Genomic DNA, 23,682 nt, shown 5'->3' with positions numbered 1-23,682 from the left:
CACCACCGCGCGCGGCCGGGCGTCCTACGTCGGGCCCGGCTATGACGGTTCTGACCTCCACGCTCGATCCGGCCTCACCCGCCTACGCCGAGGCCGCCTCGGCACTGACCGACAAGCTCGCCGAGCTCGATGCCGAACTGGCCAAAGCACTGGCCGGGGGCGGCCCCAAATACGTCGAGCGCCACCACGCCCGCGGCAAGCTCACCGCGCGCGAGCGCATCGAGGCGCTGGTGGACCCCGACTCGCCCTTCCTGGAACTGTGTCCGCTGGCAGCCTGGGGCAGCGAGTTCCAGGTCGGCGCCAGTGTGGTGATCGGGATCGGCGCGGTCAGCGGCGTCGAGTGCATGATCGTCTCCAACGACGCGACGGTCAAAGGCGGCACGTCTAACCCATGGACTCTGCGAAAAATCCTGCGGGCCAACCAGATCGCCCTGGAGAACCGGCTCCCGCTGATCTCGCTGGTGGAATCCGGCGGAGCCGATCTGCCGACGCAGAAGGAAGTGTTCATCCCCGGCGGGCAGATGTTCCGCGACCTGACCCGCCTCTCGGCGGCCGGCATCCCGACCATCGCGCTGGTATTCGGCAACTCGACCGCCGGCGGCGCCTACGTGCCGGGCATGTCCGACCACGTGGTGATGATCCGGCAACGCTCGAAGGTGTTCCTCGCCGGTCCCCCGCTGGTGAAGATGGCCACCGGCGAGGAGTCCGACGACGAGTCGCTCGGTGGCGCCGAGATGCATTCGCGCACCTCGGGCCTGGGCGACTACCTCGCCAACGATGAGCTCGACGCGCTGCGGATCGGCCGGCGGATCGTGGCGCGGCTGAACTGGGCCAAAAAGGGGCCGAAGCCGGCCGCGGTGCTCGAACCCCGCTACACCGCCGAGGAATTGATCGGCATCGTGCCCGCCGATCTGCGCATCCCCTTCGATCCGCGCGAAGTGATCGCCCGGATCGTCGACGACTCGGACTTCGACGAGTTCAAGGAACTCTACGGTTCGTCGCTGGTCACCGGCTGGGCCCGCCTGCACGGCTACCCGGTGGGCATTCTGGCCAACGCCCGCGGCGTGCTGTTCAGCGAGGAGGCCCAGAAGGCCACCCAGTTCATCCAGTTGGCCAACCGCTCGAATACGCCACTGCTGTTCTTGCACAACACCACCGGGTACATGGTCGGCAAGGCCTACGAAGAGGGCGGCATGATCAAGCACGGCTCGATGATGATCAACGCCGTGTCCAACTCGACGGTGCCGCACATCTCGCTGCTGATCGGTGCTTCCTACGGCGCCGGGCACTACGGCATGTGTGGGCGGGCCTACGATCCGCGCTTCCTGTTCGCCTGGCCGAGCGCAAAGGCCGCGGTGATGGGCGGGACGCAGCTTGCCGGCGTCATCTCGATCGTCAGCCGCGCCGCCGCCGAGGCCCGCGGCCAGCAGGTGGACGAGGCCGCCGACGCCGCGTTGCGCGCCGCGATCGAAGCACAGATCGAGGCCGAGTCGCTGCCGACATTCCTGTCCGGACGGCTCTACGACGACGGGGTGATCGACCCCCGCGACACTCGGACCGTTCTGGGAATGTGTTTGTCCGCCATCGCCAATGGCCCGGTCGAGGGGACGTCGAACTTCGGCGTCTTCCGGATGTGAGGACTCCATGATCAGCACTGTTCTGGTGGCCAATCGCGGCGAGATCGCCCGCCGGGTGTTCGCCACGTGCCGCCGGCTGGGCCTGGGCACGGTCGCGGTCTACACCGAACCGGACGCGGGCATGCCGCACGTGGCCGAAGCCGACGCCCGGGTGCGCCTGCCGGAGACCACCAGCTACCTGTCCGCCGAGGCGATCATCGGCGCCGCCCGGGCCTCGGGCGCCGACGCCATCCATCCCGGCTACGGATTCCTCTCGGAGAACGCCGAGTTCGCCGCGGCGGTGGAAACGGCCGGGCTGACCTGGATCGGGCCGCCGGTGGCCGCGGTCACCTCGATGGGCTCCAAGATCGAGGCGAAGAAGATGATGGCCGCCGCCGGCGTGCCGGTTCTCGAAGAGCTCGACCCCGCCACGGTCACCGCGGCGCAACTGCCCGTGCTGGTGAAAGCCTCGGCGGGCGGCGGCGGCCGCGGCATGCGGGTGGTCGGCGACTTGTCGACGCTCGCCGCCGAAGTGGCCGCCGCCCAGCGGGAAGCCGCCTCGGCGTTCGGCGACCCGACGGTGTTCTGCGAACGCTATCTGCCGACCGGGCATCACATCGAGGTCCAGGTGATGGCCGACTCGTACGGCACGGTGTGGGCGGTGGGCGAGCGGGAATGCTCGATTCAGCGCCGCCACCAGAAGGTCATCGAGGAGGCGCCGTCGCCGTTGGTGGAGCGCACCCCCGGGATGCGCACCAGGCTGTTCGAGGCCGCCCGGCTGGCCGCGAGCGCAATCGGCTACACCGGCGCCGGCACCGTTGAGTTCCTGGCCGATGAGCACGGCGAGTTCTACTTCCTGGAGATGAACACCCGGCTGCAGGTGGAACATCCGGTCACCGAGGAGACCACCGGCGTCGACCTCGTCGAGCTGCAGATCGCGGTGGCCGACGGGGCCCGGCTCGACCCCGCGCCGCCGCCCGCACAGGGACACTCCATCGAGGCGCGCCTGTATGCCGAGGACCCCGCGCACGGCTGGCAGCCGCAGGCCGGGACGGTGCACGCCCTGGAGGTCGCCGGGGTTGGCACACAGTTCGAGTCGTTGTCCCGGCGGACCGGTGTACGGCTGGACTCCGGCATCGTCGACGGCTCGACGGTCTCCATTCACTACGACCCGATGCTGGCCAAGGTGATCAGCTACGCCCCGACGCGCCGTCAGGCGGCGGCGGTGCTCGCCGGGTCACTGGCGCGCACCCGCCTGCACGGCCTGCGCACCAACCGGGACCTGCTGGTCAACGTGTTGCGCCATCCGGCCTTCCTCGACGGCGCCACCGATACCGCGTTCTTCGACACCCACGGGCTGACGGAGTTGTCCGCGCCGCTGGCCGACGCCGCGACGGTGTGCGCCAGCGCGATCGCCGCGGCCCTGGCCGACGCGGCCCACAATCGAGCCACCGCCGAGGCGTTCGGCTCCCTGCCCAGCGGTTGGCGCAACCTGGCGTCGGCATTCCAGTCCAAGGGCTACGCCGACGACTCCGGCACCGAACACCGGATCGAATACCGCTTCACCCGTACCGGGGTGATCGTCGACGACGGCCTCACCGTGGTGTCGGCCACCCCGGACGAGGTGGTTCTGGCCGATCCGGCCGGGGTCGCCCGCACCTTCGCCGTCGCCCGGTACGGCTCGGACATCTACGTCGACTCCCCGGCCGGGGCGGTGCACCTGGTGGCGCTGCCCCGTTTCCCCGATCCCGAGTCGGCGATCGCCCAGGGATCACTGCTGGCGCCCATGCCCGGCAGTGTGATCCGGCTGGGCGCCGCCGCCGGAGACGAGGTGACCGCCGGACAGCCGCTGATCTGGCTGGAGGCGATGAAGATGGAACACACCATCAGCGCACCCGCCGGCGGTGTGCTCACGCACCTCAACGTCCAACCCGGCGACCAGGTGGAGGTCGGCGCCGTGCTGGCCCGTGTCGAAGCGCCGGAAACACGTCTCGAAACATCAGCAGAAGGAGATGCCCCATGAGCGACACCAGCTTCATCGAGAGCGACGAACGGCGCGCGCTGCGCGAGGCGGTCGCCGCGATGGCCCGCAACTACGGCCAGGAGTACTACCTGGAGAAGGCCCGCGCCGGCCAGCACACCGACGAACTGTGGAGCGAGGCGGCCAAGCTCGGCTTCATCGGGGTGAACCTTCCCGAGGAGTACGGCGGCGGCGGCGCCGGAATGTACGAGCTGGCGCTGGTCATGGAGGAGATGTCGGCGAACGGCTGCGCACTGCTGATGATGGTCGTCTCCCCGGCCATCAACGGCACCATCATCTCCAAGTTCGGCACCGACGAGCAGAAGCAGCGCTGGATCCCCGGCATCGCCGACGGTTCGCTGACCATGGCGTTCGCCATCACCGAGCCGGATGCCGGATCCAACTCGCACAAGATCACCACCACGGCGCGCCGCGACGGCTCCGACTGGATCCTCAAAGGCCAGAAGACCTTCATCTCCGGCGTGGACCAGGCCCAGGCGGTGCTGGTGGTCGGACGCAGCGAAGACGCCAAGACCGGCAACCTGCGGCCCGCGCTGTTCGTGGTGCCCACCGACGCCCCCGGCCTGACCTACACCCCCATCGAGATGGAGCTGGTCAGCCCGGAGCGCCAGTTCCAGGTGTTCCTCGATGACGTCCGGCTGCCGGCCGACGCGCTGGTGGGCTCGGAGGACGCCGCCATCGCGCAGCTGTTCGCCGGCCTGAACCCGGAGCGCATCATGGGCGCGGCCAGCGCGGTCGGCATGGGCCGCTTCGCGATCGGCAAGGCCGTCGACTACGTCACCACCCGGCAGGTCTGGAAGACCCCGATCGGGGCGCACCAGGGCCTGTCGCATCCGCTGGCGGCGAACCACATCGAAATCCAGCTGGCGAAGCTGATGATGCAGAAGGCGGCGACGCTGTATGACGCCGGCGACGACTTCGGCGCCGCGGAGGCGGCCAACATGGCCAAGTACGCCGCCGGCGAGGCGTCGACGCGGGCGGTCGACCAGGCCGTGCAGTCCCTGGGCGGCAACGGCCTGACCAAGGAGTACGGCATCGCCGCGGCGGTCACCGCGTCCCGGCTGGCCCGCATCGCGCCCGTGAGCCGGGAGATGATCCTCAACTTCGTCGCGCAGACGTCGCTGGGCCTGCCCCGGTCGTACTGATGGACACGCTGGTCACCTACGCGGGGCCGGAAGACACCGGCGACGGGTCGGCCCGCCTGACCCTGGACTCGCCGCACAACCGCAACGCACTGTCATCGACGTTGGTAGCCCAGCTGCACGCCGGGCTGCGCGACGCTGCGGCGGACCCGAACGTGCGGGTGGTGGTGCTGGGCCACACCGGTAACACCTTCTGTGCCGGCGCGGATCTGAGCGAGGCCGCCGGTGATGACCCCGCCGATCTGGCTGCGGACCGGGCCCGTGAACTGGCGGCGCTGCTGCGCGCGATCGTCGAGTCTCCGCGGCCGGTGATCGCGGCGGTGAACGGGCACGTGCGGGCCGGCGGCATGGGCCTCGTCGGTGCCTGCGACCTCGCCGTCGCCGGTCCGGCCAGCACGTTCGCCCTGACTGAGGCCCGGATCGGGGTGGCGCCGTCGATCATCTCGCTGACCCTGCTGCCCAAGCTGGCGCCCCGGGCGGCGGCCCGCTACTACCTGACCGGCGAGAAGTTCGACGCCGCCGAAGCCGCGGCGATCGGGCTGATCACCGTGGCCGTGGACGACCCGGACGGGGTGGATGCCGCCGTGGCGGACCTGGTCGCCAACCTGCGGCTCGGGTCCCCGCAGGGGCTGGCGGCGTCCAAGGCGCTGACCACCGCGGCGGTGCTGGCCGGTTTCGACCGGGATGCGGAGCCGCTGAGCGTGGCCTCGGCGCGGATGTTCGTCTCCGACGAGGCGCAGGAGGGGATGCTGGCGTTTCTGCAGAAGCGCCCGCCCCGCTGGGTCGGCTAGCCGGTTTGACCGACCCCGCTTGCGGCCGATGCGGTTCGTCGTAGGCTTTATAGGCGATGAAAAATTCAACCCGGCGCGGCGACGACACCGACGGCACCCCGTCGCGCGCCGCTGACACCGACCGGATCCAGCTGGCGCAGGTGCTCGGCGAGGCCGTCGCGCAGGGCCAACTTCCGATGAGCGAATACGAGGCCCGGCTCGCCAAGGCGTACGCGGCGCAGACCTACGACGAGCTCGACGGCCTGCGTGCCGACCTGCCGGGCTCCTCGGTGTGCCCGCACCGCGGCGGCGACTGCAAACCCGCTCCCTCCACGCTGCTGCTGGGGATCTTGAGTTCCTTCGAGCGGCGGGGCCGGTGGAACGTGCCCAAGCGGCTGACCACCTTCTCACTGTGGGGCGGCGGGGTCATCGACCTGCGCTACGCCGATTTCACCTCGCCGGAAGTCGAGATCAACGCCTACTCCATCATGGGCGGGCAGACCATCCTGCTGCCGCCCGAGGTCAACGTCGACATCCAGGGGTACGGGGTGATGGGCGGTTTCGACCAGCGCGTCGAGGGCACCGGCAGCCCCGGCGCCCCGCGGGTCAAGGTTCGCGGATTCTCCCTGTGGGGCGGCGTCGGTATCCGGCGCAAGAACCGCAAGCCGCGCGGCTGACAGCCAAGCGCTGCCGCCGAGGGCCCCGCCGCCGGCGCGGGCATACTTCGACATCCGCGCCGCACCAGGCGCACACTTTCACTATGCAAGCACGTGATGTCACCGCTGCGCTGATTGCCTGATCGTGGCCGTGCGCCCTGAGCCCGGACCGCGGCGCCTGACCGGCATCTCCGACCTGCGCGCGTTCTTCCACACCAACACCGCGCCGCTGTACTTCATCTCCCCGACCCCGTTCAACCTGCTGGGCATCGACCGCTGGGTGCGGAACTTCTTCTACCTGACCTACTTCGACTCGTTCGAAGGCGCCCATTCGCGCGTGTTCGTTCCCCGGCGCCGCGATCGCGTCGATTTCGACTCCATGGGAGATGTGTGCAACCACCTGCTGCGCGATCCCGAGACACTGGACTTCATCGCCCGCAGGGGCCTCGGCGGGCGGGCCTGCTTCGTGATGCTCGACGAGGAGACTCAGGCCCTGACACACCAGGCCGGACTCGGCGTCATGCATCCGCCGGCAGAACTGCGCCATCGCCTGGGCTCCAAGATCATCATGACGCGGCTGGCCGACGAGGCGGGCGTGCCCAGTGCGCCCCATGCGATCGGCAGGGTCAGCTCCTATGACGACGTGGCGGCGCTGGCGAAGAGCGCGGACTTGGGCGAGGACCTCGTGGTCGAGGCGGCCTACGGCAACGCCGGCAGCGCCACGTTCTTCGTGCGCGGCCGCACCGACTGGGACCGCAGCGCGGGCGGGCTGCGCGAGCAGGAAGTCAAAGTGATGAAGCGAATCCGCAACGTCGAAATATGCATCGAGGGCGCCGTGACCCGCCACGGCACCGTGATCGGCCCGGCGATGACCAGCCTGGTCGGCTATCCGGAACTGACGCCCAACCGGGGCAGCTGGTGCGGCAATGACATCTGGCGCGAGGCGCTGCCGGCCGCCCAGAAGCACACCGCCCGGGAGATGGTGCACAAACTGGGCGGCGTCTTGAGCCGCGAAGGCTACCGCGGATCCTTCGAGGTGGACCTGCTGCACGATCTGGACGCCGACGAGCTCTACCTCGGCGAAGTCAATCCGCGGCTGTCCGGCGCGAGCCCGATGACGAACATGACCACCGAGGCCTACGCCGACATCCCGCTCTTCTTGTTCCACCTGCTCGAATACATGGACGTGGACTACGAAGTCGACATCGACGAGCTCAACGCGCGCTGGGAGCGCGGCTTCGGCGACGACGAGGTCTGGGGCCAGATGATCATCACCGAGACCGCACCCGACATCGAACTGTTCACCGCGACCCCTCGCACCGGGGTGTGGCGTCTCGACGACGAGGGCCGCGCCAGCTTCGCCCGCCAGGGCAATGACTGGGCCACGCTGCTCGACGAATCCGAGGCCTTCTACATGCGTATCGCGGCTCCCGGCGACCTTCGCTGCCAGGGCGCGCAACTGGGCGTGCTCGTCACCCGCGGTCACCTGCAGACCGCGGACTACCAGCTCACCGAACGCTGCCGACGCTGGGTCAACGGGATCAAGGCGCGATTCAGCTCGACTCCCCTGACCCCGGCCACCCCCATCGTCTCCCGGCTCGTCGCGCGGGCGTGAGCGCCGGCGCCCCGGGCCGCATCCCGGCCGGGATCTCCCTGGACAACTGGCTGTCGGAGCCTTACTCGCGGTGGTCGTTTCAGCATGTCGAGGATTTCGTTGCGACCGCGCTCATTTCACGCGGCACGGGTCCCGTCGCGGTACTGCCCGCCGCCGGCGCCGAGCTGTCCGCGACCCCGGTGACCGCCACCGACGGGTCGCGCACCACGGTCGGCGCGATCATGGCCGCCACCGCGACCGACGGGTGGGCGGTGGCCCACCGCGGCACGCTGATCACCGAGGCCTACCTGGGCACCCTCGGAACGCAGACCCGGCACTTGCTGTTCTCGGTCAGCAAATCGCTGGTGGCAGCTGTCGTGGGCGCGTTACACGAGGCGATCGACCTCGACGCCGTGGTCACCACCTATGTCCCCGCTTTGGCCGACTGCGGGTACGCCGGCGCGACGGTGCGCCACCTGCTGGACATGCGTTCGGGAATCGCCTTCTCCGACAACTACCTTCACCCGACCGCGGAGATACATCTGCTCGACGAGGCCCTCGGGTGGGCGCCCAGGAGCCGGGCGGGCGGTCCGGGCACACTGCGGGAGTTCCTGCTGACGCTGCGGCAGAAGTCGGCGCACGGCGGCCCGTTCGAGTATCGGTCCTGCGAAACCGATGTGCTCGGCTGGGTGTGTGAGGCGATCGCCGGGCAGCGGATGCCCGAGCTGATGTCGGAGCTGCTGTGGAGCAGGCTGGGTGCGCAACAGGACGCCACCATCGGGGTGGACTCCGCCGGCACCGGGCTGTTCGACGGCGGCATCAGCGCGTGCCTCACCGATCTGATCCGGTTCGGGACGCTGTTTGTGCGCGAGGGTGTTTCGTTGACCGGTCACCCGGTGGTGCCGGCGGCGTGGATCGCCGACACACTCGCCGGCGGACCGGATTCGCGTCAGGCGTTCGCGGCCAGCCCGGACGACACCGGAATGCCCGGCGGGATGTACCGCAATCAGGTGTGGTTTCCCTATCCCGGCAGCAATGTGGTGCTCTGCCAGGGTATGTGCGGCCAGATGATCTACGTCGATCGCGCTGCGGAGATGGTCGCCGCCAAGTTGTCCAGCCAGTCCTTCGCGGCGGACTCGCGCATGCTGTCGGACACGCTGCGGGCCTTCGCCGCGATCGCGTGCGAACTCGCGGCCTGACTCCGATCGCCCGGCGGTCGGTATACCTAGCCGCGGAACAGGGCCGGGTCGTCGAGCCGGCCCAGCAGCGCGACCAGCTGGTCCACCAGTTGCTCGGGTGCCAGGGTCACGTCACCGGCCAGCCACGCGCTGATCGTCTGGCCCACTCCGCCCACCATGAAATGCGCGGCCGCCTTGAGCCGGTCGTTGCCCGGCACCCGCAGGACGTTTTGGACGTGGCGTCCGGACAACATGGCGAACAGCGCGCTGGACTCGGCGCGCTTGCGCACCAACAGCGCGTTGGTCAGATTGGCGCTGAACAGCATCCGGCCGATGCGGGCGTCGCCGGCGATGACCGCGACCAGGTGGGCGATGCCCGCCCGCGTCTGCTCGGCCAGGGGCACCGCGGCCACCGCGGCCTGGGTGCTGGCGGCCAAGTCACCGACCCCCCAGTCGAACACCGCGGCCACGAACTCGTCCTTGTCGGCGAAGCTCTCGTAGAAATACCGCGACGCCACCCCGGCCCGATGACAGATCCCGCGCACGGTCAACTCGATCGGCTCACGAGCCCCCAACAGGTCGAGCCCGGCCTTGAGCAGGCGTTCCCGGCGCTCGGCCAGCCGGTCGGCTGCTTGCACACCCCGGTAGGGGCGCTCGGGAACGGCGGAGACCACGGTCACCATCTTGACACCGGGCCCACAGCTGGGCAATATCAGGAAACTTACGTTCTCAAATTAGCGAGGTGCAGGGATGACGATCAGCGAACCGATTCCATTGGTGGAACGTTCGGTCAACGATTCGCTGAGCACGTACGCCAGCCCGCGACGGCGGTCGCTGCTGCCGAAGATCTCCTGCAAGGACAACATGATGATGGGCGTGGCGTTGCTGGCCGGCCCGGCCAACGTCATCATGCAGCTCGCGAACCCCGCCGTGGGGTACGGCGTGATGGAGAGCCCGGTGGAGAGCGGCCGGGTGGACCGGCACCCCATCAAGCGGGCCCGCACCACCTTCACCTATCTGGTGGTCTCCACCCAGGGCAACGAGGTCCAAAAAGCCGCGTTCCGCGAGGCGGTGAACAGCGCCCACCGCCAGGTCCGTTCCACCGAAAACAGCCCGGTCAAATACAACGCGTTCGACCGCGATCTGCAGCTGTGGGTGGGTGCGTGCCTGTACAAGGGCAACGTCGACGTCCACCGCATCTTCCTCGGTGAGATGGACGACGAACACGCCGACCGGCATTACCACAACGAGGGCAAGGCCATGGCCACCATGCTGCAGGTGCCCGAAGACATGTGGCCCGCCGACCGCGCCGCCTTCGACAGGTACTGGCAAGAACAACTGGACAAGATGCACATCGACGACACCATCCGGGAATACCTGACGCCGATCGCGGCGGCTCGACTGCGGGGCCTGACCCTCCCGGGCGCCCTCCAGCGGGTCAACGAACGGATCGCCCTGCTGATCACCACCGGCTTCCTGCCGCAGCGCTTCCGCGACGAGATGCAGTTGCCGTGGGACGCCGACAAGCAACGTCGGTTCGACCGGTTGATGGGTGGGCTGCGCGTGGTCAACAGTGTGCTGCCGCAGTTCCTGCGCGGGTTCCCGTTCAACCTGATCCTGTGGGACCTTGACCGGCGCATCCGCGCCGGGCGCCCGCTGGTGTGACCCGGCGGTGGTTCAGGGGCTCCTGGACGGTCCGGGCCGATGCCGAAACAGGGCTTTTCCCTTGCGCGGACGGCTCGGCGGGAGCGCCGTCGACATCCCCGCGCGCCGGGTGAATTGACGGCTCCGGGTCCGTCGGTAGGCTCTGACCTCGACAGATGCCGACGGAAGGGGGACCGGCCATGCACGTCAATCCCGAGGTGTTACGCACCGGAGCCAGCGTGTCCGACGACGCCGGCTGCCACGCTCACGCCGGCGCCCAGCGCCTCGACGTGGCCGGCGTGAGTGCCTCGATGTTCGGCGACTTCGAGGACGCCCACGGTTTCCACGCCGCCCTGGGCAGCGCGAAAGACCGGCATCGGGACGCCTTGCACACTCATCACCAGGACCTCACCGGCATCGCCGAGAAGGTCCGCACCGCCGCCGACTGTTTCACCCGGATGGACAACCACAACGCCGCCCTATTGCGAGACGTCGCCGGCCCACCGCAGTGAGCCGCCCCCACCTGCAGTATCTGTCCGTCGACGACCTCGTCGCACAGGCCGGCGGCGACCCGTGGTCGATCGACGAGAGCCTGCAGGCCGGCAGTCCCGCCCAGATCAACTTCCTGGCCCAGGCCTTTCACACCGCAGCCGGTTCGGCGACCGCCGCCGAGGGGGCCTTCCGCACCGCCGGCGAGCACTTCGCGCAGTACAACCGGGAAAACGGCGAGCAACCGATCAACAACGCCGCGCAGGTGGCCCGGGTCAAAGACGAGCTGCACGCCACCAATGAGCAGCTCGGCCGGATCGCCGCCGACCTGGCGGGTATCGCCGCGGCCCTGGCCCAAGCCCGGGCTGCCTCGCAGGCCAACACCGCTCTCAACGCCAACCTGATAGTCCTCGACGCTCGCATCGGCGGCTGTCTGAGCCAGGGCCAGAACCACGATGCCGAGATCGCGCAGGCTCGTCGGCTGGCACTGGCCGACACTGAGACCGCGCTGCACAACGCCACCACCATTCGCAGCGGCTACTCGCAGCACCTGCGGAAGGCGCTGGCCGCCCTGCAGGACACCGGCGGCTACGACGCCGGCGCGGCCGTGCGCAGGTACAGCGCTGAGGGCCAACCGGCAGCCGGCACCGATGAGGGGCAGCGGGACGGCACGTCGGCCAACGGCCGCGCCGCCGGGGACGAACCGACTCCGGCCGCCGACGCTGCCCCGGCGGGCGCTGACGGAGGCGCCGGCGGCGCTCCCCGGACGCCGGAGGGCGGCGCAACGCAGGGGGTCGACGGTGGCCCGGGGGCCGAACCGCCCTGGCTGGCGCCTGGCACGCCGGTGATGACACGACCGCTGGGACCTCCGCCTGCCCCGAGCAAAGCCGCCGAGATCGAGGGGAAATGGGGCAACGTCGGCGACGGCCTTTCCGCGGCGGGCAGCCAAGCCAAGGCGCCCTGGGTCCGGCCGGACCTGCCGGCCTTCGCTCCGGGCGGAACACCGACGCCCGCCGTACCCGGCGGGGTCCCGGTGTCGCAAGCCATGGACAGCGCCGAGAAATTCGGCAAGCGCCTGGGCGTCGCCGGCAACCTCGTCACCGCGGTGAACGGGGTCACGGAGTTCAACAACGACCTGGACAACGGGGTCCCCTGGACCACCGCCGCAGTCGATGTCGTCCCCAAAACCGTCGGTGACATCACCGGCGGCCTGGTGGGCGCCGGGCTGGGCGCCGAGACGGGCGCCCAACTTGGGGCCGTGGTCGGCACCTTCTTCGGTCCCGGACCGGGCACCGCCATCGGCGCCGTGCTCGGCGCGGGCGCGGGGGCGGCCGTCGGCGGCTTCGTCGGCAGCGAATTCGGCAAGGATGTGGGCGAAGGGATTTCCAATGTTTGGCACGGTCTGGTCGGCTGACCCGGGCTCATCGAAGAGGGAGAGCGATCATCACTGACACCAGCGCCGCCATCTGGATCGCCGCGGGCGTCATGCTCCTGGTCGCGATCCCGGTGGACCCCCGCAAAAACGCCACGTCGAAGTGGCTCTACTGGCTCATCGGGCCGATGGTGTCGGCCACACTGCTGGCGACCGCGTTCTACGGGTCGATGCACAGCCGCGATTCGTGGGATCTGATGGGCGCCGTGATCGGCGGCGCGCTTTTTTCCTACGTCGGTTTTGGGGGCGCATACCTCCGCAAGATCTGGCCCATCGGGCGCTAGGGAGTGGACGGTGCGACATTCGGCTCACCCAGCCGGCGACGGATCCATCACGTTGGCTCCCCGCGAGCCCGATGAACCCACGATCGTCCTCGCTCGCCCCGCGGGCTGGGAGTTCCTGCCCAGCACCGACACACCGCCGGTGCGCGGCGTGCTCTACAACCGGCAGCTGCGGCGGCACGGTTTCACCCCCAATGCGGTGGTGACACTGGAAGAACTCACCGGCCAGGTGGGCCTGCCCTCGCAGGCCCTGGCCAAAGAACGTGCCGCGGTGTCCGCCGCCGTCGGCGATCTCGACACCGACATGCCCGGAGCGGTCTCGGGTTTTCCCAGCAGAACGATCACCTACAACCTGCAGGGCCGCCCCGCGACCAGTGTGATCATCGCCGTGCAGAACGCCCGGGACCGGATCTGGGCCATCACCGTGACCATCCAGACCACCGAGGCCGACAACCCGCCCTACATCACCGCCTGGCAGGCTCTGCTGGATTCGCTGGAAGTCCGCCTGCCCACCCGGTGACGACCCTGCGAGAATGCAGCCATGGTGGAGCAGAGCCTCTGGATGCAGAAAGTCGCCGCCGACCCCGGACATTCCCAGTGGTACATCGAACGCTTCCGCGCGATGGCCCGGGCCGGTAAGGATCTGGCCGGCGAAGCGCGCTTCATCGACGCCATGGCCACGCGCGGCGCCCGAATCCTCGACGCCGGTTGCGGGCCGGGCCGGGTCGCCGGCGTGCTGGCCCGAGCCGGTCACCAGGTGGTCGGCGTCGACGTCGACCCGCAGCTGATCGAGGCTGCCGAGCAGGACTACCCGGGCCCTCGCTACCTGGTGGGCGACCTGGCCGAACTCGACCTGCCCACCCGCGGCATCCAAGAACCGTTCGACATCATCGTGGCCGCGGGCAACGTCATGGCATTCGTCGCGCCGAGTACGCGAGTGGAGGTTCTGCGCCGGCTGCGGGCGCATTGCGCCGCCGACGGCCGGACCGTGATCGGCTTCGGCGCCGAGCGCGACTACGGCTTCGACCAGTTCCTGCGCGACGCCGCGACCGCCGGCTTCGCGACCGATCTGTTGCTGGCCACCTGGAACCTGCGGCCCTTCACCGAGGACACCGACTTCCTGGTGGCGGTGCTGCGGCCGGCCTAAAGCAGCATCTGGTCTTCTTCGTTGAGCTCGCCCAGCTCGTCGATGATCAGTATCTTGTCCATGTCCTGCTCCTGGTAGGCCAGCCGGCCCACCCGGTGCGCAACCACCGGTGCGGTGATCAGGGTGAACAGAATGCTCACGGTCACCATCCCGGCGTCGTGGCTGCCCCGCAGCCGGATCAAGGCGCCCAACAGCACCAGCAACAGGCCAAGCACCTGCGGTTTGGTTGCCGAGTGCATGCGGGCCAGGGTGTCCGGGAAGCGCACCACTCCGACGGCCGCCGTCAGGGCCAGCACCGAGCCGGCGAGCACCAGCACACCGGCGAGCACGTCGAGTGCAATCACGGCTGCCTCCCTACTTCAGGTCCGTCGTCGGGCACCCGGAAACGGGCCACGCTCACCGAGCCGATGAAGCCGACCAGAGCCAGAGCCGCCAGGCTGTAGGTCACGGTGGTGTCCCGGCTGACCGCGGCCCAGATGCCGATACCGCACATGGTCATCGCGGCCAACGTGTCCAGCGCCACCAGCCGGTCCAGGGTGCTCGGACCGAGCAGCAGTCGGCACATGGTGATGACCGCGGCAATACCCAACAGCACACCTGCCGTACCCCAGATGACGTTCATGCGCTTTCCTCCGCGGACAGCCACTCGTCGTCGCGTTCGAAGGCGGCGATCAGCAGACGCTCCACCTGCGCGGCCTGGTGATGGAAACGTTCGACCGCCTGCGCCGATCCGACATCGATCACATGGCAATACAGGATGCGGCGCACCTGGTCGATCTCCAGCACGACCGAGCCGGGCAGCAGCGTGGTGATCGCCGAGGCGAGCACCAGCACCAGGTCGGATTTGATGCTCAGCTGCACCCGCAGCACGCCCATCTTCGGTGGGGGGCCGGGTTTGACCGCCAGCCACATCAGCTGAACGCTGGACGTCACCAGATACCAGCAGAACAGTCCAAGCAACTTCAGCAGCGGCACCGGATGCACCCGCCCCCGCACCGGGACCGGCGGGACCGGCAGCAACACCATGATCGCGACCGCAACCACGACACCCATGACGATGTTGGGGATGGTCACGCGGCCCCACAGCAGCACCCACACCGTGGCCAGCGCAGACACCGAGAACAGCCGGAGCGCGACGGCCCTCATGGTGCACCCACCGACAGCACGGCGGAGATGTACTCGCCCCGGTCGAGGACCTCCGCTGCGGCCCGCTGCGTGTAGGCGAAGACGGGTCCGGCCAGCACGCTCAGCGACAGACCCAGTGCGATCAGCGCCAGCGTCGGGACCACCATCCACGTCGGCATCCGTCCGACGTCGTCTCGGTCGGCGTAGGCCACGTCATCGACATCGTCGAGCAGCACCGGCGGGGCGGCCAGCGCCAGGGCACCCTCGGGGGCGTCGACCCGCCGGCGCCAGAACGCCTTGGTCCAGATCCGCGCCAGCACATACAGCGTCAGCAGACTGGTCACCACCGCGCCGCCAACCAGGCACCAGGCCAGCACCGATCCGTCGCCGACACCGGCCTGCAACACCGCCGTTTTGCCGATGAAGCCCGAAAAGGGCGGGATACCACCGAGGTTGAAGGCGGGGATCAGGAACACGAGAGCCAGCAACGGGTTGGCGATCAAGCCGCCCAGCCGGTGCAGAGACGACGCGCCGCCCTGACGTTCGATCAGTCCGGCCGCCAGGAACAGCGTGGTCATCACGATGATGTGGTGCATCACGTAGAAGATGGCGCCGGCCATGCCCAGCTCGCTGGACAACGCGATGCCGAACACCATGAAACCGATGTGGCTGACCAGCGTGAAGGACAGTACCCGCTTGATGTCGCTCTGCGCGATGGCACCGAATATGCCGACCAGCATGGTCAACAGGCCCGCGACCAGCAGCACCGAGTCCAGGCCGCCATCGGGAAACAGCAGGGAGTGCGCCCGGATGATCGCGTAGACACCGACTTTGGTCAGAATCCCGGCGAACACCGCGGTGATCGGTGCCGGCGCCGTGGGGTAGGCGTCCGGGAGCCAGGCCGACAGCGGGAACACGGCCGCCTTGATCCCGAACGCCACCAGCAGCACCGCGAACACCGCGCTTCGGGTGCCGCCGGGCAGTGCTCCGGTGCGCGTCGCCAGCTCGGCGAGGTTCAGCGTGCCGGTGGCCGCATACACCAGCGCGATACCGAACAGGAACACCATCGACGAGGCCATCGAGACCATCACATAACCGATGCCGGCCCGGATCCGTTCGGCGCTGGCGCCGATGGTCAGGAGCACGAAGCTCGCCGACAGCAGCATCTCGAACCCGACGAACAGGTTGAACAGGTCACCGGCCAGAAAGGCCAGCGACACACCGGTGGCCAGGGTCAGGTAGGTGGGCAGGAAGATCGACACCGGCTGGCGGTCGTCGCCGTCGCGCACCCCCTGCCCGATGGCGTAGACCATGACCGCCAGCAGCACGATCGCGGACACCACCAGCATCAGCGCCGACAGCCGGTCGACGACGAGGCTGATCCCCAACGGCCCCAGGCCCTGCTCGGTGGGACCCCAGCCGCCGACGTGCAGCACCAGGGTCCCGTCCCGGTCGGTCAGATACAGCAGCGCCGCGCTGACCGCGGTCACCGCACACAACACGGCGATGGTGATCGGCCGCTGCAGGCGCGGACGCCGGCCGACGATCAGGGTCACCGCGGCGCCCAGCGTGGGCAGCAGCACCGGCATCGGCATCAAAACGGCGGCGAGACTCACCGGAGTTCCTCACTTTCCGGCACGGCATCGAGGTCACCGGCCGAGACCGGAACGCCCTGGTCGGGCTCGGCGGCGATCACCTCTTCGTCCGAAAGCTGCAAAACCCGCATCGCCTCTTCGTCATCGCCGACATCGTCGGTGGTCGTCAGGTTGAACGAGCGGTAGGTCAGCGCAAGTACGAAAGCGCCCACTCCCATGGTGATCACGATGGAGGTCAACACCATGGCCTGCGCCAGCGGGTCGGCGTCCGTTTCTTTGCCGGAGCTGGCCCAAAAAATCGGCGGGTTGCCGTCGGGACCGCCGACATCGATGATCAGCAGATTGATGGCATTGCCGATCATCATCAGGCCCAACAGCATCCGGGTCAAGCTGCGTTCCAGCAGCATGTAGACGCCGCAGGAGGTCAAGCCGGCCGCCATCAGCAGCGGCACCAGATGCGCGATCATGACACCCCCGCCAGTGGTCGAGTCGAGTGCTGGGACTCCAGTTCCTGGTCCAGTCGCACGCCCAGGCTGCGCAGCACGTCGAGCACCATGCCGACCACCACCAGGTACACGCCCAGGTCGAAGAACAGCGATGTCACCACATCGACGTGGCCCAACACCGGCAGCGTGAAGCTCAGCACCGCCGAAGACAGCGCCGGGGCCCCCAGGAACAACGAGCCCAGCGCGGTGCCGCCGACCAGGGCCAGCCCGACTCCCAGGATCTTGCTGGAGTCCACCGGCAGGGTCTCGCCGAGCTCGTACTGCCCCCCGGCGAGGTAGCGCAGCGCCAACCCCAGCCCGGCGGCCAGCCCGCCGGCGAAGCCGCCGCCGGGATAGTTGTGTCCGGCGAACAGGAAGTACACCGAGACCACCATGATCAGCGGGAAGATCATCCGGGTCGCCACCTCCAGCACCAGCGAACGCTGGTTCGGGTCGTGATATGCGCTGCCCCGCAGCCACGTGGTCGAGCCGATCGCCGGACTGTAGGGGGTGGCCACCCCCGGGGACCGCTGCGCGGTGCCGGCGTCGGTGATCCGTGGGGCACGGCCGAACCGGCGGTTGCGGAACACCATGGAAGCGACACCGGTCGCTGCGACCAGCAGCACCGAGATCTCCCCGAGGGTGTCCCAGGCCCGCACGTCGACCAGCAGGACGTTGACGGTGTTGGCCCCGTGGCCGCGGACGTAGGCAGCCTGGGGCAATGCCTCGGCAACGCCGTCGGTGGTGCGTGCCGCCATCGCGAACGCCCCCAGCACGGCGACCGCGAATCCGGACGCCACGGCCACCAAGATCCGCGGCAGCCGGTTCAGCGCCATGGTCGGCCGTTCCGCCTCCGCGGGCAGGGTGCGCAGCACCAGCACGAAGATCACCAAAGTGACTGTCTCGACCAGCAGTTGAGTCAACGCCAGGTCCGGCGCGCCGTGGAAGGCGAAGGCCGCGGCGCAACCGTAGCCGGTCACCCCGACCATCAGGACCGTGGACAGCCGGTTGCGCGTCATCGTCGCACCGATGCCGCCGGCGACCACCAGTACCGCCACCATCAGTTGCAGCGGCGTGTCCCAGAGTCGTACGTCGACATGATCACGCGCCCCCAACGCCAAGGCGCTGAGCGGAAGCACCACCAGCGTCGTGAAGATCACGCCCTGGTTCAGCGGCAGGGAGCCGCGCTGGGTGATACGGGTCAGCCGCACGGCCGCCACGTCGAGAAGCCGCAGAGCCTCGTCGTAGATCCGGTCGGCCTTGCCCACCGGCAGCCGGCGCAACCGGGACAGCCCCAGCAGATCGCGGGCGGCGAAAACACTGGTTCCCGCCACCAGCACCAGCGCCGAGAGCACCACCGGAAGTCCCACGCCGTGCCACAGCGCCAAGTGGTAGCCCGTTCCGCCCGGCATGGTGTCGGCGTAGGTGCTCAGCACCGTGTCGAGGGTCAGGGCGCCCAGCCCCATGGCCAGGCTGGCGGCGGCCAGCAGCGCCGGCGGGGCCAGGAAGGCCACGCCCGGCCGGTGCAGGTCGGCCACCGCGGCACTCGGCGTGAGCTGGCCCTTGCGGGCGAATCCTCCCCACACGAACCGCACGCTGTAGATCACGGTGAACATCGAGGCGACCACCCCGGCGGCCAGCACGTACGGACCGGCCCAACCCAGGACCGGCGACTGTGCCTCGGCGCCGAAAATCGTCTCCTTGGCGACGAAGCCCACGAACGGCGGCACTCCGGCCATGCTCGCGGCGGCCGCGGCGGCGATCAGGAACAGTCCCGGACACCGGCGGCCCAGCCCGGCCAGTTCGCGCAGGTCGCGGGTGCCGGTGGAATGGTCGATGATCCCGACCACCATGAACAGCGTCGCCTTGGCCGCCGCATGCGCACACATGGCGGTCAGCCCGGCGAGCATGAAGTCACCGGTGCCGACCCCGACCAGCACGATCATCAGGCCCAGCTGGCTGACGGTGCTGTAGGCCAGCAGCAGCTTCAGGTCGTATTCGCGGATCGCCCGCCAACCGGCCAGCAAGGCGGTGGACAGGCCCAGGATCACCAGCGTCGGCCGCCAGCCGGGCGATTCGGCGTACCCGGGCGCCAGCCGCGCCACCAAGTAGATCCCGGCCTTGACCATGGCCGCGGCATGCAGATAGGCACTGACCGGTGTCGGTGCCGCCATGGCCCCGGGCAGCCAGAAGTGCAGCGGCACAATCGCGGATTTGCTGAGCGCGCCGACCAGGATCAGCAGGACACCCGCGGTCACCGCGGTTCCGGTCGGCGGGTGGGCCACCAGCTCCGAGAGCAGGTAGGTGCCCGCGGCGTTGCCCAGGCAGATGATTCCGACCAGCATCGCCAGACCGCCCGCCGTGGTCACCAGCAATGCCTGGGTGGCGGCACGGCGGTTGACGGCGCGTTCGGCGTAGTGACCGACGAGCAGAAATGACAGCACCGTGGTCATTTCCCAGAACACATAGAGGACCAGCGCGTTGTCGGCGACCATCAGGCCGAACATCGCTCCGGCGAAGCCGACCATCTTCGCGGCGAAGCTCGGCAGCCGCGGATCGTCGGTGTGCGACCCGACCGGCCGGAAGTAGGCGGCACAGTAGAACAGGATCAGCGCGCCGATCCCCAACGCCAGCACGCACATGATCGCGCTCAGGGCGTCGAACCGCAGCGCGATGTCCATCGACAGCCCGGGCACCCAGGACACGGTGGCGCGGTGGTCGACGGCCGGACCGCTCGGCCAGTTCGCCACCACCCAGCCCAGCGAGACCAGCGGGATCGCGCCCAGCGGATAGAAAGCCGCTCGTCCCCATCGACGTACCATCGCCGGGGCCACAGCCGTGCCAACAATATGGGCAAGCAATATCGCCAGCATCACGCTCCACGTGCCGTTTCGTTTAAGTCGATGCGTTCAGTTACGCGTTCAGTTACATCCAGGTAACGGCTAGAGGATAACCCGGACGCGTTTCGGCACGGCTCCGTAGTCTCTCGCCACAACTCTTTCAATTCAGTCTGTGAGCCGCAGCGATACCGCGCCATGGAACGCAACCCCCATTCGGCCGGGGGCCGAACCCTCATGGGCATCTGGGGGCGGTGGTTACGGTTCGATCAGCCCGGTCCTGATGGCGTACCGGGTCAGCGCCAGGCGGTCACGCAGGCCCAATTTCTGCAGCGTGTTGGTGCGGTGGCGGTCGACGGTCTTCGCGCTGATACCCAGGGTCTTGGCGATCTCACGCGCCGAGAGGCCCTCGGCGATGAGCTTGAGCACTTCCTCCTCGCGCGGCGTCAGAATCGTCTCCGGCAAGGTGGTGCCGTGCCGCGCCCGGTGCAGATAGTCCCGGATCAGCGCTGTCACCGCACCGGCGTACAGAAACGGCTCACCGCGTATGGTCGCCCGGCAGGCCTCGAGCAGGTCGCGGTCGGCGACCGACTTCAGCACGTAGCCCGAGGCGCCGGCCTTGAGCGCCTCGAAGAAATACTGCTCGTTGTCGTGCATCGACAGCATCAGCATCCGCACGTGGGGAAAGTTGCGGTTGATCTCCCGGGCGGCCTGCAATCCCGTCATCCTCGGCATGGCGATGTCCAGAATGGCCAGGTCGACGGGCGTTTCCTGGAGCGCTGCCAGCGCCTCGGCACCATCGGCGGCCTCGGCGACGACGGACAGATCTGGCTCGGCGTCGAGGATCATCCGCAGCCCGCTACGGACCAGGGCGTGGTCATCGGCGAGCAGGATGCGCGCCGCCTGGGTTGTCGGCTGGGTCGGCATCATGACGGCGCCGCCCCCGGTGCCGCGGGCGCCACCAGCTGGATCTCGGTGCCCTGGCCGGGCGGGGAGGTGATGGTCAGGGTGCCGTGCACCAGCAGGGCACGCTCGCGCATGCCGGTGATGCCGGCGCCTTCGGCGCTCACCCCCCCGACGCCGTCGTCACGGATCCGCAGCGTCAGCTGCCCGGCGGGGTCGACGTTCAGGTCCAGCCAGACCTTGTGGGCGCCGGCATGCCGGGCGACGTTGGTCACGCTCTCCTGCACTATGCGGTAGCACACCAACTCCACGTTGGGGTCCAACCGTTGCGACTGGGGGGCGATGTCTTTGACCACATCGATCCCGGTCGCCTGGGTGAATTGGTTGAACAGCGCCTGCAAAGCGCTGAGCAGGCCGAGGTCTTCCAGTGCGTCCGGGCGCAGCCGGCGGGCAATACCGCGCACCTCGTCGAGGCTGGCGCGCACCGTCTCCTGAGCCTCGGCGAGGTCGGCGCGTATCCCGCTGGGCGCGGCATCGACGGCCCGTTTGAGGGTGAGCAGAGCCACCGTCAACGTTTGGCCGATCTCATCGTGCAGCTCCCTGGCGATTCGTTGGCGCTCGTTCTCCTGCGCGGCCAGCACCAGGGCACTCGAGGCAGCGCGTTCGGTCTCCAGCCGGTCCAGCATCGCGTTGAACGATGCCATCAGGTCATGTAGATCGCCGGCCCCAGGGTCGTCGACCCGGTCGGTGCGCCGCAGCAGGTCGACCCGCCGCATCGACGCGGCCAGCCGATCCAGCGGGGCCAGGCTGGATCGCAAGAGCAGCGCGTTGGCCCCGACCACGACGGCCAGCCCGACCACCAGGACGGGGATCTCGGCCAGTTGCGCGGGCCCCGACACCGTGGCCGGCGACATCGCCAGTACCAGGGTGCCGAACGTGAAGACCAGACCGTTGATCGCAACGACCCGACGAAACAGTCCCCGCGCGGGCGGCGCACTCGCTCGTCGCCCGAACCGGTCGACGAGCCCCGTCCAACGGCCCATATCACCACCCTGTTCTGCCCGGCCCACGTTGTCCATACGGGTTGCCGCAGCCCCCGAATGGGAGTCAAACACCATGGCGAGGCGTCGGCTCGAACGGACAATGGAGGAAAGCCCAGTGCGCCGGTCTTGGCCGCATTGTCGAGACGTTTGCCACCCCGGAGTGTCGAGCGTACTGGCGAAGCGCCCGGCGGGTTAGATCGATCGTCACACCGCCAACGACCCGCGACCGGAGGGATTCGACTGCCATGGACTGCTGTACCCGAGCGCGGCGTCCCGCAGCGCCCGGCTCCGCCGCGCTTACGAACGCCGCAACCGGCGTGCCTAGCCAATGAATTTCGCGGCATTGCCTCCGGAGGTCAACTCCGGCCTGATGTACACCGGTCCCGGCGCGGGGCCGATGCTTGCCGCCGCGACGGCCTGGAGCGGGCTGGCCGCCGAACTGCATGCGGCGGCCGCCGCCTACGAATCGGTGATCGCCGAGTTGACCAGCGCGGCCTGGTGGGGTCCCTCGGCCACCGCCATGGTGGCCTCGGCCACACCCTTCACGGCCTGGTTGAACACCACCGGCGGTCAGGCCGAGCAAGTGGCGATGCAGGCCAAGGCGGCGGTGGCGGCCTACGAGGCGGCGTTCGCCTTGACGGTGCCCCCGTCGGCGGTCGCGGCCAATCGTGCGCAGTTGATGACATTGCTGGCCACCAATGTGCTGGGCCAGAATGCCGCGGCCATCGCGGCCACCGAAGCCCAGTACGCCGAGATGTGGGCCCAAGACGCCACCGCGATGTACAGCTACGCCGCGCTGTCGCAGTCCGCCCGAGAACTGGAGCCGTTCGCCCCGCCGCCGCAGACCGCCAACCCCGCGGGGCCGCTGAGCCAGAACGGAAGTTCCGCGGCCAACATGGCACAGACGTTGGGCGCCCGGCTGGCGTCCGCCCTGCCGGCGGCCGGTCCGGCGGAGTCCCAGACGCCGCTGCCCGCTCTGGCCGGACTGCTTGGGGAGAGTCCCCCGGAAATCTTCCAGTGGCTCAGTGTCATCGCCGACGAGACCGCCCTGGGGATCGCTCTTCCCATGTCGGTCCTCGGCGTGTGGCTGTCGGGTGCCGCGATGCACTTCTCCGAGCAGGACTCGCGCGAGATCTTCGACACCCAGGACATCCTCCGTGCTGGTCAACGAAATATCTTGGAAGCCCTGGACCAGCTGGGCGCGCACGCCGAACTGCCCTCGATCGACAGCCTCCGCGTTCCCCACGTGCCGGTGGTGTCGGCCATCGGCGAGGGCTTCCCCCTCGGGGCGCTCTCGGTGCCCATCAGCTGGGCCGAGACGGCGCCGGAGATCCGCCACGCCAGCTTCTCGACACCGCTGACTGCCGCACCGGCCGCCTCGCCGGCCGGTCTGGGAGCGGCATTCGGGCAGATGGCTCTGGCCGGGATGGGCGGCAGCGCGTTGGCCGGCGCGATGAACCAGCGCCGCGGGGATTCGGCCAAACCGCCCGCGGAACCCGCGGCCGCACGGGCGGGCGCGCCGTCCTCCGATTTGGCAGGCCAGCCGACGAGCCCGGCGCACACCCCGCTGGCCTCGGTGGCCGAACTGGCGGCCGGGATCCGTGAACTGGGCGAACTGCACGATGCCGGTTACCTGTCCGGTGAGGAGTTCGCCGAACAGAAGCGCCGGCTGCTGAGCCGATGACCAGGCCCGGCCACCGGCAG

General features: G+C 69.1%; 23 protein-coding genes. 14 read left to right on the top strand and 9 right to left on the bottom strand.

All coding sequences use genetic code 11. The annotated features are described in order from the left end of the window. The first annotated feature begins 41 nt into the window (after positions 1 to 41). The 7 genes from G6N14_RS02150 to G6N14_RS02120 all read left to right on the top strand — a co-directional run bounded on the left by G6N14_RS02150 (position 42) and on the right by G6N14_RS02120 (position 9,018). Positions 42 to 1,637, top strand: coding sequence for an acyl-CoA carboxylase subunit beta (locus tag G6N14_RS02150; RefSeq protein WP_085135580.1), 1,596 nt, complete (start codon positions 42 to 44; stop codon positions 1,635 to 1,637). Between the two features lie 7 nt (positions 1,638 to 1,644). After that, entirely contained in the window at positions 1,645 to 3,639 is a 1,995-nt protein-coding gene (locus G6N14_RS02145; protein WP_085135581.1) for an ATP-binding protein, read from the top strand. Continuing rightward, positions 3,636 to 4,802, top strand: a complete 1,167-nt coding sequence (locus tag G6N14_RS02140) for an acyl-CoA dehydrogenase family protein (protein ID WP_085135582.1) — start codon at positions 3,636 to 3,638, stop codon at positions 4,800 to 4,802. Before G6N14_RS02145 ends, G6N14_RS02140 begins: the two co-directional genes overlap by 4 nt. Next, positions 4,802 to 5,590, top strand: coding sequence for an enoyl-CoA hydratase family protein (locus G6N14_RS02135; RefSeq protein ID WP_085135583.1), 789 nt, complete (start codon positions 4,802 to 4,804; stop codon positions 5,588 to 5,590). Before G6N14_RS02140 ends, G6N14_RS02135 begins: the two co-directional genes overlap by 1 nt. 56 nt (positions 5,591 to 5,646) lie before the next feature. After that, positions 5,647 to 6,246 (top strand): DUF1707 SHOCT-like domain-containing protein, encoded by a 600-nt coding sequence (locus tag G6N14_RS02130; RefSeq protein ID WP_085135584.1) that lies wholly within the window; start codon positions 5,647 to 5,649, stop codon positions 6,244 to 6,246. Positions 6,247 to 6,367: 121 nt separating this feature from the next. Continuing rightward, a complete protein-coding gene (locus tag G6N14_RS02125) occupies positions 6,368 to 7,840 on the top strand; it encodes a biotin carboxylase (protein WP_085135585.1) in 1,473 nt (490 codons plus the stop codon). After that, positions 7,837 to 9,018 carry a serine hydrolase domain-containing protein gene (locus G6N14_RS02120; protein WP_234808907.1) on the top strand — a complete coding sequence of 394 codons (1,182 nt, stop codon included), beginning with the start codon at positions 7,837 to 7,839 and terminating at the stop codon, positions 9,016 to 9,018. The genes G6N14_RS02125 and G6N14_RS02120 overlap by 4 nt, the downstream gene beginning before the upstream one ends. Before the next feature lie 26 nt (positions 9,019 to 9,044). On the opposite strand, the gene G6N14_RS02115 is transcribed toward G6N14_RS02120, so the two are convergent. Beyond that, entirely contained in the window at positions 9,045 to 9,680 is a 636-nt protein-coding gene (locus G6N14_RS02115) for a TetR/AcrR family transcriptional regulator (protein ID WP_085135586.1), read from the bottom strand. 67 nt (positions 9,681 to 9,747) lie between these two features. On the opposite strand from G6N14_RS02115, the gene G6N14_RS02110 reads away from it, so the two are divergent. The 6 genes from G6N14_RS02110 (at position 9,748) to G6N14_RS02085 (ending at position 13,990) form a co-directional block, all read left to right on the top strand. Continuing rightward, the gene (locus G6N14_RS02110) at positions 9,748 to 10,662 is read left to right on the top strand and encodes an oxygenase MpaB family protein (protein WP_085135587.1); all 915 of its coding nucleotides are present in this window, start codon (positions 9,748 to 9,750) and stop codon (positions 10,660 to 10,662) included. A gap of 155 nt (positions 10,663 to 10,817) precedes the next feature. Beyond that, the gene (locus tag G6N14_RS02105) at positions 10,818 to 11,153 is read left to right on the top strand and encodes a DUF2563 family protein (protein ID WP_234808908.1); all 336 of its coding nucleotides are present in this window, start codon (positions 10,818 to 10,820) and stop codon (positions 11,151 to 11,153) included. Further along, entirely contained in the window at positions 11,150 to 12,544 is a 1,395-nt protein-coding gene (locus G6N14_RS20610) for a putative alpha/beta hydrolase (RefSeq protein ID WP_085135589.1), read from the top strand. Before G6N14_RS02105 ends, G6N14_RS20610 begins: the two co-directional genes overlap by 4 nt. Positions 12,545 to 12,615: 71 nt before the next feature. Next, the gene (locus tag G6N14_RS02095) at positions 12,616 to 12,846 is read left to right on the top strand and encodes a hypothetical protein (RefSeq protein WP_085135590.1); all 231 of its coding nucleotides are present in this window, start codon (positions 12,616 to 12,618) and stop codon (positions 12,844 to 12,846) included. A gap of 10 nt (positions 12,847 to 12,856) precedes the next feature. Further along, positions 12,857 to 13,363 carry an LpqN/LpqT family lipoprotein gene (locus G6N14_RS02090; protein ID WP_163787004.1) on the top strand — a complete coding sequence of 169 codons (507 nt, stop codon included), beginning with the start codon at positions 12,857 to 12,859 and terminating at the stop codon, positions 13,361 to 13,363. A 21-nt stretch (positions 13,364 to 13,384) separates the two neighbouring features. Continuing rightward, on the top strand, positions 13,385 to 13,990 hold the full coding sequence (locus tag G6N14_RS02085; protein ID WP_085135592.1) for a class I SAM-dependent methyltransferase: 606 nt from the start codon (positions 13,385 to 13,387) through the stop codon (positions 13,988 to 13,990). Here G6N14_RS02085 and mnhG read toward each other — a convergent pair. The 8 genes from mnhG to G6N14_RS02045 all read right to left on the bottom strand — a co-directional run bounded on the left by mnhG (position 13,987) and on the right by G6N14_RS02045 (position 21,978). After that, complete coding sequence (mnhG, locus tag G6N14_RS02080) at positions 13,987 to 14,334, bottom strand: monovalent cation/H(+) antiporter subunit G (protein ID WP_085135593.1); 348 nt, start codon at positions 14,332 to 14,334, stop codon at positions 13,987 to 13,989. The genes G6N14_RS02085 and mnhG overlap by 4 nt on opposite strands. Continuing rightward, positions 14,331 to 14,612, bottom strand: a complete 282-nt coding sequence (locus tag G6N14_RS02075) for a monovalent cation/H+ antiporter complex subunit F (RefSeq protein ID WP_085135594.1) — start codon at positions 14,610 to 14,612, stop codon at positions 14,331 to 14,333. Before G6N14_RS02075 ends, mnhG begins: the two co-directional genes overlap by 4 nt. Next, entirely contained in the window at positions 14,609 to 15,136 is a 528-nt protein-coding gene (locus G6N14_RS02070; RefSeq protein WP_085129081.1) for a Na+/H+ antiporter subunit E, read from the bottom strand. Before G6N14_RS02070 ends, G6N14_RS02075 begins: the two co-directional genes overlap by 4 nt. Continuing rightward, positions 15,133 to 16,710 carry a Na+/H+ antiporter subunit D gene (locus G6N14_RS02065; RefSeq protein WP_085129082.1) on the bottom strand — a complete coding sequence of 526 codons (1,578 nt, stop codon included), beginning with the start codon at positions 16,708 to 16,710 and terminating at the stop codon, positions 15,133 to 15,135. The genes G6N14_RS02070 and G6N14_RS02065 overlap by 4 nt, the downstream gene beginning before the upstream one ends. Before the next feature lie 17 nt (positions 16,711 to 16,727). Beyond that, complete coding sequence (locus G6N14_RS02060) at positions 16,728 to 17,177, bottom strand: Na(+)/H(+) antiporter subunit C (protein WP_085135595.1); 450 nt, start codon at positions 17,175 to 17,177, stop codon at positions 16,728 to 16,730. Then, entirely contained in the window at positions 17,174 to 20,068 is a 2,895-nt protein-coding gene (locus G6N14_RS02055) for a Na+/H+ antiporter subunit A (RefSeq protein WP_085129084.1), read from the bottom strand. The genes G6N14_RS02060 and G6N14_RS02055 overlap by 4 nt, the downstream gene beginning before the upstream one ends. 222 nt (positions 20,069 to 20,290) lie before the next feature. Beyond that, complete coding sequence (locus tag G6N14_RS02050) at positions 20,291 to 20,962, bottom strand: response regulator (RefSeq protein WP_234808909.1); 672 nt, start codon at positions 20,960 to 20,962, stop codon at positions 20,291 to 20,293. After that, entirely contained in the window at positions 20,959 to 21,978 is a 1,020-nt protein-coding gene (locus G6N14_RS02045) for a HAMP domain-containing sensor histidine kinase (protein ID WP_085129131.1), read from the bottom strand. Before G6N14_RS02045 ends, G6N14_RS02050 begins: the two co-directional genes overlap by 4 nt. A 328-nt stretch (positions 21,979 to 22,306) precedes the next feature. Between G6N14_RS02045 and G6N14_RS21340 the strand changes: the two genes are divergently transcribed. Beyond that, positions 22,307 to 23,662, top strand: a complete 1,356-nt coding sequence (locus G6N14_RS21340) for a PPE family protein, SVP subgroup (RefSeq protein WP_085135596.1) — start codon at positions 22,307 to 22,309, stop codon at positions 23,660 to 23,662. The last annotated feature ends 20 nt before the right edge of the window (positions 23,663 to 23,682 follow it).

The organism is Mycolicibacter hiberniae, assembly GCF_010729485.1.
GTDB classification, from domain to species: Bacteria; Actinomycetota; Actinomycetes; order Mycobacteriales; family Mycobacteriaceae; genus Mycobacterium; species Mycobacterium hiberniae.
The sequence above is the reverse complement of the archived record's forward strand: the minus strand, read 5'-3'. Positions and strand labels throughout refer to the sequence as shown.

Coding starts and splice junctions, on each gene's coding strand:
- G6N14_RS02150 (WP_085135580.1), top strand. CDS start 42: ATGACGGTTCTGACCTCCACGCTCGATCCGGCCTCACCCGCCTACGCC.
- G6N14_RS21340 (WP_085135596.1), top strand. CDS start 22,307: ATGAATTTCGCGGCATTGCCTCCGGAGGTCAACTCCGGCCTGATGTAC.
- G6N14_RS02135 (WP_085135583.1), top strand. CDS start 4,802: ATGGACACGCTGGTCACCTACGCGGGGCCGGAAGACACCGGCGACGGG.
- G6N14_RS02095 (WP_085135590.1), top strand. CDS start 12,616: ATGCTCCTGGTCGCGATCCCGGTGGACCCCCGCAAAAACGCCACGTCG.
- G6N14_RS02140 (WP_085135582.1), top strand. CDS start 3,636: ATGAGCGACACCAGCTTCATCGAGAGCGACGAACGGCGCGCGCTGCGC.
- G6N14_RS02145 (WP_085135581.1), top strand. CDS start 1,645: ATGATCAGCACTGTTCTGGTGGCCAATCGCGGCGAGATCGCCCGCCGG.
- G6N14_RS02070 (WP_085129081.1), bottom strand. CDS start 15,136: ATGAGGGCCGTCGCGCTCCGGCTGTTCTCGGTGTCTGCGCTGGCCACG.
- G6N14_RS02110 (WP_085135587.1), top strand. CDS start 9,748: ATGACGATCAGCGAACCGATTCCATTGGTGGAACGTTCGGTCAACGAT.
- G6N14_RS02075 (WP_085135594.1), bottom strand. CDS start 14,612: ATGAACGTCATCTGGGGTACGGCAGGTGTGCTGTTGGGTATTGCCGCG.
- G6N14_RS02105 (WP_234808908.1), top strand. CDS start 10,818: ATGCCGACGGAAGGGGGACCGGCCATGCACGTCAATCCCGAGGTGTTA.
- G6N14_RS02060 (WP_085135595.1), bottom strand. CDS start 17,177: ATGATCGCGCATCTGGTGCCGCTGCTGATGGCGGCCGGCTTGACCTCC.
- G6N14_RS02045 (WP_085129131.1), bottom strand. CDS start 21,978: ATGGGCCGTTGGACGGGGCTCGTCGACCGGTTCGGGCGACGAGCGAGT.
- G6N14_RS02085 (WP_085135592.1), top strand. CDS start 13,385: ATGGTGGAGCAGAGCCTCTGGATGCAGAAAGTCGCCGCCGACCCCGGA.
- G6N14_RS02055 (WP_085129084.1), bottom strand. CDS start 20,068: ATGCTGGCGATATTGCTTGCCCATATTGTTGGCACGGCTGTGGCCCCG.
- G6N14_RS02050 (WP_234808909.1), bottom strand. CDS start 20,962: ATGATGCCGACCCAGCCGACAACCCAGGCGGCGCGCATCCTGCTCGCC.
- G6N14_RS02065 (WP_085129082.1), bottom strand. CDS start 16,710: ATGCCGATGCCGGTGCTGCTGCCCACGCTGGGCGCCGCGGTGACCCTG.
- G6N14_RS02115 (WP_085135586.1), bottom strand. CDS start 9,680: ATGGTGACCGTGGTCTCCGCCGTTCCCGAGCGCCCCTACCGGGGTGTG.
- G6N14_RS02130 (WP_085135584.1), top strand. CDS start 5,647: ATGAAAAATTCAACCCGGCGCGGCGACGACACCGACGGCACCCCGTCG.